This window comes from Paenibacillus sp. FSL R5-0527 (assembly GCF_038008055.1).
Taxonomy (GTDB): domain Bacteria; phylum Bacillota; class Bacilli; order Paenibacillales; family Paenibacillaceae; genus Fontibacillus; species Fontibacillus macerans.
In genome coordinates this window covers 1,444,550-1,457,497 of the sequence record NZ_JBBOYI010000001.1, presented here as the reverse complement: position 1 = coordinate 1,457,497, position 12,948 = coordinate 1,444,550, and the positions used below count along the sequence as shown (strand labels likewise).

Here is a 12,948-nt window from a genome sequence, read left to right as displayed (position 1 = left end):
TAGCGTCGCACCCCATCTGATTTGACGTTTTCCAGCTGCACTAATATTCTAACGGTTGCCACAAGCGCTATTTGCTCCAATGTCGCCGTTTTCAAATTCTAACGGTTGCCATAGCGCTTATTTAGCTAAAACCCGGCTATTTGGGCTCAGATTTGAGCTGATAACAGCGCTCACAACCGTTAAAAGTTAGAAAGGGGCTTTTTTGGCAAAATAGCGACTAATACAACCGTTAGATTCCCGTGCACATTTTCGCCACACCACAGCAATGCCTTCGGCAAATCGCTAGTAAAACACGAAAAAACCTGCAAACACTCTGCAGGTTTTTTCATGGAAAACTATTTTAATTCAAATCCCCGCTCCCGTAAAAACTCACGCATGTGGAGCCGTGACGGTTGCGCGAGTTTTTCCGCCATCAGCACGGACCAAGGCGTATCTTTGGCCCCGCCTGTCCGCTCGCGCAAATACTTGGACATGTTTTCGTCATAGGCGGCAACGAGCTCTTCTTCCCGGGCAGCGTCATACCCGTTCCAATGCAATACGGCTTCCTGCGGAAGCCGCGGGCGCCTTCCCGGCTCCTGGTCCGGAACCCCAAGGCACATCCCGAATAAGGGGTAAACCAAATCAGGCAATCCGAGCAACTCGGCCACTTCGGCGCTCCGGTTGCGGATTCCGCCGATATACACGATGCCCAGACCGAGCGATTCCGCGGCTACGGCGGCATTTTGCGCCGCCAGCGCGGCGTCTACCGTGGGGACGATGAAGTTTTCCACCGAACCTTCATATGTTTCCTGTGAGGGAAGATGGCGCTCCGCCGCGTTTTTCAATCGCGACAAATCCCCGCACCAGACCAAAAATACGGGACACTGCTCCACGTAAGCCTGGTTGCCGCACAACGCGGCCAGCGTTTTTTTTCGCTCCGGGTCGTTCACCGCGATGACGCTGTAAGCCTGCACGTTGCTCGAGCTGGAGGCCATTTGCGCCGCGGCGACGATCGTTTCGACCTGCTCCCGGCTCACCGGCTGCCCGCTGAACTTCCGGATCGAACGGTGGGCCATAAGCAGCGATATCGTCTCGTTCGACTTATTCATGCTTTTTCACTCCCCATCCTGTTATAATAAACTGAACCGCCTGCATCTATTTTCCAGTCCCATTATGAAACTTTCATGACCGATAAGCAAGCCGGAGGAGACCCGTGCCGGACACCCTTCAAAAGGAAAGCCGTGCCAAAAGGTTGAATTAGCGGCAGCATCTTATTTAGACCATTGAGCGCATTTACAGAAACATCGAGACCGTGCTATACAGCAAATACACCGCCATTCCCCACACAATCAGCGCGGAGATCCGGTTGATGACCGCTTGAATCCGCCCGCCGCGATCGAGGCCCCCGAGCATCCTCCCCGCCATAGCCAGGCCGAAAAACCAGATCCAGGACACCAGAATCGTCGCCAGCGTGAACGACCATTTGGCGCTTCCTGCGTATCCGAGCGAACTCGTTCCGATCACACCGACCGTATCGAGGATCGCATGCGGATTCAGCAGCGATACCGACATGGCGAACATCGCCTGCTTGCGGGCGGGCAAGCCGGAACCCTTGTCATCAGTCTGACGCGGCGCGGTCCGCCAGATCGACCAGCCCATGTAGACCATAAAACAGGCGCCTGCCGCAAACAGTGCCGTTTTCAGCCAAACGGCCGACAGAACGATCACCGACACACCCAGCACTGCCAGCAGAATCAGCGCCGTATCGCATAAGGCCGCCGTCAAAACAGCCGGAAAAGCCCGGACCAGCTTGCGTCCCGAAGCTCCTTGGTTAAACACGAACACATTTTGGGCGCCCAGCGGCAAAATCAGTCCCAACGCCAGCACCAGGCCGTGCAAGGCAGCTCCCACCATAAGGCGCACCCCCTTCCTATCTTCTCAGACTTGACCGACGAAACTTATTGTACCTTGTAACCCGCCATCTGGCTCCATCCATTTGGTTGGCTATCAAACCAACCAAACCGTATAATGGAGTATAAAGTAACCGGGTAGGACAAGCGATTCCAACCGGATAGGAGGACCAAAACGCGATGGAGCAACCTTTATGGCAGCCGGACCGCCATTCGCCCGTTCCGCTGCACCGGCAGATCATGGAGCATTTCCGCGATAAAATCGCCGGCGGGGAATGGCCGGTAGGCACCCGCATCCCTTCCCAGCGCGAGCTCGCCAAAAGCCTCGGCGTCAACCGCAGCACCGTGGTCGCCGCATTGGACGAACTGACGGCCGCGGGGATGATTCAGGGCGGCAAAGGCGGCGGAACCCGCGTCACCAACCAAACCTGGGGCGTGCTGGCCGCGGCCCCTCCTCCGGATTGGAACAGCTACGTAAGCGCCGGGACGCAGCGCCCGAATCTTCCCGCCGTGCAGGAGATCAACCGGGCCGAATTCCAGCCCGGCATCATCCGGCTCGGGACGGGGGAGCTGTCGCCCGAACTGCTGCCGCAAGCGGAGATGAGCGAGCTGCTGCGGCGCATGGCGGACCGTATGCCCGGCCTGGGCTACGGGGAGCCCGCTGGGGATCTGCGGCTGCGCGAAGCCATCGCCGCCAGGCTGAAAAAGCTCGGAATCGCCGCCTCCCCCTCATCGCTGCTCATCGTATCCGGCGCGCTGCAGGCGCTCCAGCTCATTTCGGTAGGGCTGCTGCCGCGGGGGGCCACCGTTTTGCTGGAGCGGCCGTCCTACCTGTATTCGGTTCCCGTTTTCCAATCGGCCGGCATGAAGCTCCGGGGCATCCCGATGGACGCGGAGGGGCTGCGGGCCGATCTGGTCGCCGCCTATGCCAAACAGTATAATGGAGCCCTGCTGTACACAATCCCGACGTTCCACAACCCGACCGGCACGGTCATGAGCGAAAAACGGCGCCGGCTGCTGCTGGAAAGCTGCGAGGCCGCCCGGCTGCCGATCGTCGAGGACGACGTGTACCGGGACCTGTGGCTGGATGCGCCGCCCCCGCTCCCGCTCAAGGCGCGGGACCAAAGCGGCGGCGTTTTGTACGTCGGCAGCCTGTCCAAAACGCTGAGCCCCGGGCTGCGCATCGGCTGGATTGCCGGCCCCCCGCCCGTTGTCGAGCGGCTCGCCGACATCAAGATGCAGAGCGATTACGGCTCCAGCGCCCTGTCGCAGCAGGCCGCCGCGGAATGGCTGGAAAGCGGGATGTACGACGCCAGGCTGGAGCGGCTCCGCTCCGCGCTGCGGACCAGAAGGGATCAAGCTTTGTCCGCGCTGGAGAAACACTTCGGCGGCCTGGCCACCTGGGAAGCACCGCACGGCGGCTTCTACATTTGGCTGAAGCTGAATGCTTCCCTGGCGCCGCGTAGGCTGTTCGACGCCGCGCTGCAAGCGGGCCTCCTGATCAACCCCGGGCATCTTTACGACCGGGAAGCCAACGACCGGCTGCGCCTTTCTTACGCCTACGCCGCGCCGGGCGAGCTTGAGGAGGGCATCTCACGTTTAGCGAAGATCGTCAGATCGCTGTTGCGCTGATGAGCAGGACGCGACTTGAATTCAGCAAGGAATAGAATGGAATGGAATGGACAAAACCAGGCTGCCGAGAAACCTCGGCGAAAAAGATAAGAACAAAAAATGCCCCTATTTCGGCGATATCACCCATTTTGAGTACAATAGGGGAATTTTATGTCGCTATTTTCTCGAATCGCAAGGAAATACCCGCGGTCTGGACCATTCGCAGGTATATAAGGACAAAAATTTCCGTTAATGGCGATGAACATGGCAGGCTCCAAAAAATAAGAACATAAAGTTCCGCTATTTTGAAGGCCGACAGTTGGTAGTCATCGTCGTTCCAGCGGCCGGAAGCGGATCATCAAATGCCTGTATTCCCGCAGAAATTTCAACACTTACCAAAGCCGGCGGCAAAGCAAACAGGCCCTTCCCTGAATGGGAAGAGCCTGCCGCCCCTAATCTGGCCTAATATGTCCTAATCCGTCCTACTCCGTCCGGGTCAGCCGAACGGCCATATACGGTCTGCCGGGCAGGTCTACGCGGAACGTTCCTTCAAACGAACCGGCAACTTCGGTAATCGTCATATTCCACGTATCGATAATGTCCACTTTATACCGGACGCCCGGCCGCAATTGGAATATTCTGAACTTCGGCCGATTGAAGCCGAAATAATACATATAGTACTCATCGCGGATTCCCGCGCAAGGCAGGTCCCAATCGGACTTCACCGGCTCCCAGCGCTGCCCCGGCGCCTCCTCCACCAGCCGGCGCAAAAAGCCGATCCGCGCCGGGCTGTCGCCGACCAGCTTCCCGCCTTTGGACCACCATAATATCTCTTCAGCGTTCAGGTACGTTTCACCATGGCCGACATATCCGCCGCGGATCATCCCTTCCCAGCAGCGGCGCACCATTTCCTCGCCGGTGATATTGCCCCAGCCCTGGTCGATATCGCCTTCGTAGGCGCATTCGTCGATGACGACGGCCTTGCCCCAGCGCTCCCGCCACTCCAGGGTCGCTTCCGACGTTTTGTACACATCGATACGCTGCAGGCTGGAATGGGTCACCCAAGGCTTGCTGTGGTCATAGAAGGTAAGGCAGTTGTGATTGGACAGCAAATGTCCGTAGGGATCGTTCTCCTGGATAATTTGGGCGTAGCGTTCCCAATCCTCCGCGCTTTTCGCCCACATCAGGTCGTATTCGTTGGCCAGCGACCACCAGACATTCCGGTACGCCGCCAGACGGGCCACAATGTAGCGCAGATAAAGATCGTCTCCCTCCCGGTCCATTTCCGAAAATCCCCAGCGGTCGTACGGATGAAACAGAATTAGATCGGCCTCGATCCCCAGCCGCCCCAAATCGGCGATCCGCCGCTCCAGATGCTCGAAAAAGGCCGGGTTGAACACGCTGAAATTCCAGCCCTTCTCCAAAGAACCTTCATACGCATACAGCTGCGGTTCATTGCGGTTGTACAAATATGACTTGGGGAACACGCACATGCGTATTTTGTTGAAAGGCGATCCGGCCAGCGATTTCAGCGTCTCCTGTTCCAGCTCTTCTCCCTGGTGCGTCCAAGCATAACAGGTCGTGCCGAACGGCAAATACGCCGTACCGTCTTCATAAGCAAAATGGAACGTATCCTGCACGCGCACCGGACCGTGATTGCCGGCGGCAGGGGGATCGCAAACAAACGTCCCTTCCAGCCCGTCCAGCGCCTTGACCGTGCTCTCGGTCCGGTACGTCCACCCCCCTTCCCGGTCGGGCATCAGGCGGATTTTATAGCTTCCGTCCCCGTTGTAAAACCCCGGAACCCGCACAAAGCGGCTCCCACCGTCATAGCTGAACACTGCGGCCAACTCCACATCGGTATAGGGGTTGCCTTGCGACGGCCCTTTAAGCTCCAGCTCAAACACGTCCCACTTGGCCGCACGCTCCGGCGAGCTGACCACGCCGCCCCCTTCGACCCGCACGTCCGCAAGCCGGTCCTTCCCGCTCCCCGACTCGCGACTCGGCGCGGCGGCTTCGCCGGAAGGCACCCCAGCCAGTTCCCGCAGCAGCGCATCCCGTTCCCCGGCCGGAAACCCGAGCTCCATCCGCCGTTCCAGAAACTGCCCCAGCGTCATCATTTTATAAGTAAACGCGATATGCTCCTCTTCGGCAAGAAACGGAAAATACTTGAACAAGACCGATTTGGCGGGCTTGTCGGACCATATCCGTCCCATGCTGGTTTGCTCCATAATCTTCATATGCAACCTCCTAAAAGTTTTGTGAGCGTTACTTCTTTGAATAAGCTTCGAGCAAAACCTGCTTCGGAAACATAGGCTCTGGTTTTACGGGTCTCGGCGGGCTGCTCAGTTTGACCATCCCGTCCCATCCCGCCGTCCCATTCCGATCCGTTTCGATCGTGCAATTCCGTTTCGATCCGTTCAGATCCAATCCGTTCCGATCCGGTCGCTCGCTTGCTTTCTTACCTCCACCCCGCTTTCTAACCCTTCACCGCTCCGGCCATCCCCGACACAAAGTATTTTTGGAAAAATAAATACACGGCCAAAATCGGCACGATCGAAATCAGCACCGCCGCGCTAAGCAGCGTATAGTTCGTGGAATGCTGCCCCTGGAACGTAAGCAAGCCCGCAGTAACCGGCTGCATCGAATCTTTCGTGATAAATATTTGCGCCAGCAAAAATTCATTCCATGTGGACAAAAAGTCGAGAATCACCAGCGTAGCTATAGCCGGCATAGCAATCGGCAAAATAATCCGGAAAAACTTGCCCAGCTCCCCGCACCCGTCAATGTATGCAGCTTCGTCCAGCTCCTTGGGAATGGAGCGGAGAAAGCCCCGCAGCACCATGATGCCGAAGGGAATGCCGAAGCCGATATACACGATAAAAATGCCGGGATACGTATTTGCCAGCCCAAAGTGATTCAGCATCATGTTCAGCGGCACCAGCGTAGCCTGGAACGGGATCATCATCCCAATCAGAAACATGGCAAACAGCGCGTCCGCCCATTTAAACCCCATCCGGGTCAGCGCATATGCGGCCAGCGCCTCGACGAGAATGCCGAGCGGCACCTTCACAACCGAAATGAACAGGCTGTTGCCGATATAAGGCTTCATTTTATCCCAGGCCTCGGCAAAATTGCTCCACGCCAGCGTCTCCGGCAGAGCGTATACGGGATTTCGCATCAAATCGGCGTTGGACTTCAGCGCTGTCATGGCGATGAAAACAATCGGAACCAGAAATATCACCGCCAGGCCAAACAGCAATATATAGGAAACTGCCCGCGAAGCGGCGGATTTTTGCGTTTCTTCCATCGGAGACAACACCCCCTTTCCGTGAAAATCATACGTGAGATTTCCGGTTTGTGTAATATACGTAAGGAATGATCACGACCATCGCGACAAATACAAGGAACCAGGAAATGGCCGAGCCCACACCGATGTTGTTGAATTTGAAGGTCTGATAATACATCCAGGACGACAGCACCTGCGTGCTTTGGGCCGGTCCTCCCGCCGTCATGCCGTAGATGATGTCATATACTTTCATGGCATTAACCATCGTGGTCGCGAAAACGATCACAAAGGTTTCGCTAAGCAGTGGAATCGTGATAAAGCGGAAAGATTGGAACGGCTTCGCCCCGTCGATGAGCGCCGCTTCATAGCAGTCCTTCGGGATGCTCTGCAGCCCGGCGAGAAACAGCACCATCGGCAGTCCCACGCCCTGCCACACCGCGGCGACAAACACGGCGTACAGCGCCGTTTTAGGATCGGCCAGCCAAGGATGGGCCAGACTTCCAAGCCCGATCCCTTCGAGCACCGTGTTGATGAACCCCCGCGTCGGATGGTAAAGCCAAGTCCACATGAGTGCAACGATGATTCCGGACAATACATAGGGAAAATAAAATACACTGCGGAAAATCGATCTGCCCTTCAAACTCCTGTTGAGCAGCAGCGCCAGCAGCAGGCCGAGGCCGATAATGATCGTCAGCGAACCGGCCAGCCATAGCACATTATTTTTTAACGCGGTTCCGAATACCGTATCCTCCGTTAATAGATAAATATAGTTTTGCAGCCCGACAAACGTTTTCTTGGGAGAAATTCCGTTCCAGCTGTACAAGCTAAGCTGCAGCGTGTATAGAGAAGGTATGACAATAACGACAAGATAAATGAGCAGCGCCGGCAGCAAAAATGTCCACGGCTTCCAAGCCTTCAGTTTCATAAGCGCCTCCCTCCAAATCCGGTAAACGGCTTTCAGGGCGCGGCCGGCAGGCCGCTTCCCTGAAAGCTAAGCACCAAACGCCTATCGTTCTAGTTGTTTTTATACGACTCGGCGGCTTTCTGAATTTCCTTGGCCGCCTGCTCAGGCGTCCATTCGTTCAGCACGACGGCATCCTGAGCCTCAAACAGCTTTTGCACCACCGTCTGCGGCAAAGCCTGGTCCGCGATCAGGAAGTTGCCTTCCCCGATCATCCCGGCCATTTCGGAAGTGTGCGGCGACTGCGCGGATGTTTTGAACTGCTTCAGGGCCGGCGAACCGTACTGGTCGATATACTGATCCACAACTTCTTGACCGGTAATATATTCGCCCAGTTTTACGGCAGCCTCCTGCACCTTCGGATCGGAGCTTCCGTTGATTTGGAACATTTCCGCAAAGCTGGACATCCGCACCGGCTGCTGATCGTTCGGGAATTTAAAGATGCCGAACTGATTCGGATCGGCCCCCGCCTGGGCAAAGCTCAGATCAACCCATGCCCCCTCCAGCGCAAAACCTTGCTGCGCGCTGTAAAGCGGCGTCTCCGCTTCCTGCGGGTCCAGCGTAATGAAGCCTTTTTCGAAATAACCTTTATCGGACCATTCCTTCAGCTTGGCAAAAGTTTGCACCACGGCCGGGTCGTCCCAAGAAGCTTCCAGGGCGTTCAGCTTGTCATGGAGTTCCGGGCCGCCGTAAAGTTCGATCAGCTGCTCAACCCAACGCATCAGCATCCAGCCGCCCTTGCCGCCGACGGCAAAAGGTGTAATCCCACCCTCCTTCATCGTTTGCAGTTGGCCTTCAAACTCGGCGAACGTGGTTGGCGGAGTCAGGTTTAATTTGGTATACAGCTCTTTCGGATAAAATACCCCCAGCGAGGCGAGATGGAACGGTACGCCCGTGATTTTCCCGTCGAATTTGACCAGGTCGAGCGCCGCGGGGTTGTAAATCTCGTCCCATTTATGCTCGGCCGCGATTTGGGTCAAATCCATGGTGAGACCGTTTTCAGGATAAAATGAACCAAGCGACCCGCCCCAAGTAAACCACATGTCCGGCAGCGTCTTTGAAGCGGCGGCTACCTTGAGCGATTCCTTCAGCGGGTCGGTGCCGTAGAAGGTGGGCTCCACTTTGATGTCCGGATTTTTGCTCTCGAACTCTTTGATGATCGGTTCCAAATAAGCCTGTTGATCATTCAGCACCCAGATCGTCACGGCCGTCTGGGCCTTCTCGCCTCCCGCCCCGTTTCCTGCGGCGGCGTTCTTCGATCCGGCGCCTCCTCCGCAGGCCGATAACATCAATACGATCGCCGTCATCGCCGCCAGTACTGCCGTTAAGCGTTTTTTTCTCACAAGCGTCCCCCCGTTATATATGATGTAAGTTTTCGGTATGCAAGCGCTCCGCTTGTTTACCTGCTTTAAGTCTACTATCCGAGGGCCGCAGCCGGGTATAAGCAGCGTTTGTCATTTCGTACACTTCGCGTACGCATTATGGCCGTCCGCCGCCTTTCAATGACGGTCCGATAGACGAATCCTGTTTTTTGGTATCTTTTTTTGCACTAACTAACGGTTCCGGTATTCTAGCGGGGTCATCCCCACCCGTTCTTTAAACAGCTTGCTGAAATAATGCGGATTCGTGTAGCTGAGGATTTCGGCGATTTCATACACCTTTTTGTTCGTTTCCCGCAGCAGCTTCTGGGCGTGGATGATTTTGTTGCGGATCACGTATTCGCTGAAGCTTTCGCCCACTTCCCTCAGAAAAATGCGGCTTAAATAACCCGGGCTGATCGGAATGGAGTCCGCCACCTTCTGCAGCGTAATATCCTCCAGCAGGTGGCCATCCACATATTCCTTCGCCAGGCGGATATGCAAACTGTCGCTCTGCTGGTTCACCGGAAACTTCAATTCGGCTTCCAGGTAAGCCTCGGGAATGTGCTGCGGGTCCCCGTAAACGGAGCTAAAGGAATAGACGATCGAGGCGTTGAGCAGCTCGAAGATTTTGCTCCGCAGCCGCTCCAGGTACTGCTCCCTGCCGCAGCGGCCGCCCGCCCCCGACTTCGGCACGGCCGGCGCCAGCCAGATGATTTCCCGGCGGCCCCGGTGAAAGACGAGTCCGCCAAAGTCCCGGCCCACGTATTCTTCAATCAGATATCGGATCGAGATGAATTTCAGATGATCCTTGGCTTCCCCCGCAGCGATTTGATCCGCGGCATCGCCCCGCAGGCGGATAGCGGCAAGCCACAGCCCTTGGGACAGCGATCCTTCCGGCGCAAGCTCCGGCACCAGCATTTCCCGCGGATAAGTATACGTATCAAGCAGGGAAATCAGCCAAGCGTTGCGCTCCTCCTCCGGCCATGCCGGGAGCGTCCTGGACGTGTTTTGCTCCAGCAGCTTGACCGCTTTTTGCAGCGCCCCTTTCACTTCCTCCTCGTCCATGGTGGGCTTGTGGAGATAATCGAGCGCGTTCAAGCGAATCGCTTCCTTGACATAAGGAAAATCGTCATAACTGCTCAAATAGATCATTTGGATATGCTGCGGCCAATGGCTGCGGATATAGCGCCCCAGCTCGATCCCGTCCATGCCCGGCATGCGGATATCGGTCATCACGATATGGATCTCCTCCGACTCCAGCACTTTCACCGCCTCCTCGCCGTTGGCGGCTTCAGCTTTCCAGCACACGCCCTGCGCCTCCCAATCCACCATATACCGCAGCCCCATTCTGACGATGGGTTCGTCCTCCACAACTAGCAGATTCCACATTTCTAATCCCCCTTTTCAAGTCCCCCATTTTAGCTACTCAGTCCCCGGCTTCCTCCAGCCTTCCCGGTCCTGAAAACCCGGCTTTTTGAACTCGCGCTTCAACGGTTTATAGGGTATTGTCATGATCACGGCGGTCCCCGGCTCCAAGCGTTGAACGGCAAGGCCGTATTCTCTGCCGAACCACAGCCGGATGCGGTCGTTGACGTTGTTGATGCCGATATGGGAAGCTTCGTCCCCGGACCGCTCCTCCAGCAGGCGCGCGATCTGCTCCTCCGCGATCCCGACTCCGTCATCTTTGATTTCAAGGCAAAGCTTGCGGCGGTCACGCTCCAGCAGCGAAACTGTTACGCGGATCGCCAGCTTGCGGTCCAGTCCCCGGGAACCGTGAAAAATGGCATTCTCCAATATCGGCTGAAGCAGCATCGCCGGTACCCCCGCGTCCAGCAATTCTTCAGGCACGTCCCACTCGACGGCAAACGTATTGGTGTAGCGCAGATCCATCAATTGCTCGTAATCCCGCAGCAGATCGATCTCCTTGGACAAGGGCATGAGCTCATCGTTCAGCTTTAGATAGGATTGGAGCAAACGGTTCAGGGCATGGATCAGCTTGGCGATTTGCGGGGACTGCTGCAACATGGCCAGCATCCGGATCGAGTTGAGCGTGTTGTACAAAAAATGCGGCTGAATCCTCACCCGCAGCGCGTACAGCTCGGCCTTTCGCTTCTGCCGCTCCTTCTCCGCGATCGATTGGACCAACTCGTCCAGCCGCCTGACCATACGCGCGTAACTCAAGTGCAGCTGCCCGATTTCGTCATACCGGGTCGGCGCTTCCAGAACCTCGAATTTCCCGGTCTCGACGCTCCGCATGGAGCGGATCAGCCGGTTGATCGGGCGCGAAAGATTGCCGGCGAGCAGCCAGGATACGAGCGCCGAGGCTACCGTCAAAAGGGCGGCGATCACAAGCGTATATTTGCGTATGGTGTTGCTGCCCTGCAGGATCACCTGCTGGTTTTTGCCCACGTAGATCGTCCAGCCCAAATAATTGTTTTTTCTCACCACACCGCTGTACTTCACCCTCCGGTTATCGACCTTGCTCTCCGCCGTCCAGACGCCGCCGCTCGCGCCTGCGTCAAGCGGACGTTCCAGCAGACGCGCGGCAACTTGTTCATCCGAAGCGTAGATCAGCCGATGATTTGCGTCGACGACGGTCACGGCGGTATCCTGCAGCCCGGAGGAATCAATGATATTTTCGATGAAATCGGGAGAAATATGAATGGCGATCACCGCGAGCGGACGCATTTCCTCGTCCAGAAGCATTCTCGATACGGTGACGGCCTCGAACGATCCCCCTTCGAATTGCCCCACCTCATGCAAGCCCGAGACGACGAAGCCGCCTTTTTTCTCCAACGCCTCTTGATACCAGTCTTCCTGCTTCACGTCGTAGGCCCGGTTGATGGAGGAACTTCCACTGAGCTGATACCCGCTGATCCGGCCGTTGTTGCCGTACAGAACCATCGCTTTAATCGATTTGTTAATCGAAGGATACGCGCTCATTAAACGAATCAGCTGCCGCTGCGCGTTCAGCTCGGCCGACCCCCAGTCCTCTTCGGGAACGTAAGGCCGATTAAAAATTGTAAACGCTTCCGGCATATAGTAAGGCAAAATGCTGAAACGGTCGAAATCGCTGACTTGTTTCTGAATCGCCGAAATCAACTGTCCGGCAATAACCTGCAGATCCTGCTCCGTCCGCATCATCAAGGTTTCCGAAGACTTCCGGTAGGCGATCGTTCCCACCAGAAGCACCGGCAGACTGCTGACGACGATAAGCACGAGCAACAATTTTCTTTGATAAGATAAGCGCTTCCAAAACATGACTTCAACCCCCAGCTGTCAAAAGATATCCCGATCTTATCATAGAAAAGGAACAACGATACTCCCGAGCCGATCCCCCCTGCATGTTGTCCCCCATGCTGAGGGTTTAAAAGCTAAACCAAGCAACCCATTTAAGACTAAACAAAACCACCTATTTTAGTTCAAAACATAATTACGACCTAAAAATACAATTAATACGACGATTAGTCAATCATTATTCCTTAATTTAAGTTTATATACAAGGATAAACAACTAAATAGTTTAGAGGCCCAACTTTTGAGGCATGAGATTGACAAGCAGGCGTTATGGGATTGACAAGCAGGCGTTATGGGATTGACAAGTCGGCGTTGATATAACTGGCGATTCTAACGGTTGCCATAACCACTATTTGTTCCAGAAACATTGATTTCAAATTGTAACGGATGCCATAGCGCTTATTTCACTTAAATCCGGCTATTTTGGCTTAGAATCAGGCAAATAACGGCGATCACAACCGTCCCTCGTATTTAAGAAGTTTTCTCACGAATACTCACTTATTCGCAGGATTTCGCTACCTTGAAAAGCGAAGAGATGGGG

9 protein-coding genes are annotated in these 12,948 nt (G+C 55.7%); 1 reads left to right on the top strand and 8 read right to left on the bottom strand.

Features of this window, described 5'->3' with window-relative positions; all coding sequences use genetic code 11:
• Positions 1-335 precede the first annotated feature (335 nt).
• Positions 336-1,088, bottom strand: a complete 753-nt coding sequence (nfsA, locus tag NYE69_RS06365) for an oxygen-insensitive NADPH nitroreductase (protein WP_340925219.1) — start codon at positions 1,086-1,088, stop codon at positions 336-338.
• Positions 1,089-1,272: 184 nt separating this feature from the next.
• A complete protein-coding gene (locus tag NYE69_RS06360; protein WP_036626496.1) occupies positions 1,273-1,893 on the bottom strand; it encodes a LysE/ArgO family amino acid transporter in 621 nt (206 codons plus the stop codon).
• A gap of 176 nt (positions 1,894-2,069) precedes the next feature.
• Here NYE69_RS06360 and NYE69_RS06355 point away from each other — a divergent pair, with 176 nt between their 5' ends.
• On the top strand, positions 2,070-3,521 hold the full coding sequence (locus NYE69_RS06355; protein WP_340925216.1) for an aminotransferase-like domain-containing protein: 1,452 nt from the start codon (positions 2,070-2,072) through the stop codon (positions 3,519-3,521).
• Between the two features lie 461 nt (positions 3,522-3,982).
• Here the strand turns inward: NYE69_RS06355 and NYE69_RS06350 are convergent, their stop codons facing one another.
• The 6 genes from NYE69_RS06350 to NYE69_RS06325 form a co-directional block, all read right to left on the bottom strand.
• Positions 3,983-5,740 carry a DUF5605 domain-containing protein gene (locus NYE69_RS06350; RefSeq protein ID WP_340925214.1) on the bottom strand — a complete coding sequence of 586 codons (1,758 nt, stop codon included), beginning with the start codon at positions 5,738-5,740 and terminating at the stop codon, positions 3,983-3,985.
• A gap of 239 nt (positions 5,741-5,979) precedes the next feature.
• The gene (locus tag NYE69_RS06345) at positions 5,980-6,810 is read right to left on the bottom strand and encodes a carbohydrate ABC transporter permease (protein ID WP_340925212.1); all 831 of its coding nucleotides are present in this window, start codon (positions 6,808-6,810) and stop codon (positions 5,980-5,982) included.
• Positions 6,811-6,838: 28 nt separating this feature from the next.
• Positions 6,839-7,714 (bottom strand): carbohydrate ABC transporter permease, encoded by an 876-nt coding sequence (locus tag NYE69_RS06340; protein ID WP_340925210.1) that lies wholly within the window; start codon positions 7,712-7,714, stop codon positions 6,839-6,841.
• An 89-nt stretch (positions 7,715-7,803) separates the two neighbouring features.
• Positions 7,804-9,093 carry an ABC transporter substrate-binding protein gene (locus tag NYE69_RS06335; RefSeq protein ID WP_340925208.1) on the bottom strand — a complete coding sequence of 430 codons (1,290 nt, stop codon included), beginning with the start codon at positions 9,091-9,093 and terminating at the stop codon, positions 7,804-7,806.
• Positions 9,094-9,303: 210 nt separating this feature from the next.
• Positions 9,304-10,500: a response regulator gene (locus NYE69_RS06330; protein WP_340925206.1), complete on the bottom strand. Its 1,197-nt coding sequence runs from the start codon at positions 10,498-10,500 to the stop codon at positions 9,304-9,306.
• Between the two features lie 33 nt (positions 10,501-10,533).
• Positions 10,534-12,372 (bottom strand): cache domain-containing sensor histidine kinase, encoded by a 1,839-nt coding sequence (locus tag NYE69_RS06325; protein WP_326044800.1) that lies wholly within the window; start codon positions 12,370-12,372, stop codon positions 10,534-10,536.
• Positions 12,373-12,948: the final 576 nt, after the last annotated feature.

Bases quoted from the DNA above. Each gene is read 5' to 3' on its own strand.
- NYE69_RS06340 (WP_340925210.1), bottom strand. From the start codon at position 7,714: ATGAAACTGAAGGCTTGGAAGCCGTGGACATTTTTGCTGCCGGCGCTG.
- NYE69_RS06350 (WP_340925214.1), bottom strand. From the start codon at position 5,740: ATGAAGATTATGGAGCAAACCAGCATGGGACGGATATGGTCCGACAAG.
- NYE69_RS06325 (WP_326044800.1), bottom strand. From the start codon at position 12,372: ATGTTTTGGAAGCGCTTATCTTATCAAAGAAAATTGTTGCTCGTGCTT.
- NYE69_RS06355 (WP_340925216.1), top strand. From the start codon at position 2,070: ATGGAGCAACCTTTATGGCAGCCGGACCGCCATTCGCCCGTTCCGCTG.
- nfsA (WP_340925219.1), bottom strand. From the start codon at position 1,088: ATGAATAAGTCGAACGAGACGATATCGCTGCTTATGGCCCACCGTTCG.
- NYE69_RS06360 (WP_036626496.1), bottom strand. From the start codon at position 1,893: ATGGTGGGAGCTGCCTTGCACGGCCTGGTGCTGGCGTTGGGACTGATT.
- NYE69_RS06345 (WP_340925212.1), bottom strand. From the start codon at position 6,810: ATGGAAGAAACGCAAAAATCCGCCGCTTCGCGGGCAGTTTCCTATATA.
- NYE69_RS06330 (WP_340925206.1), bottom strand. From the start codon at position 10,500: ATGTGGAATCTGCTAGTTGTGGAGGACGAACCCATCGTCAGAATGGGG.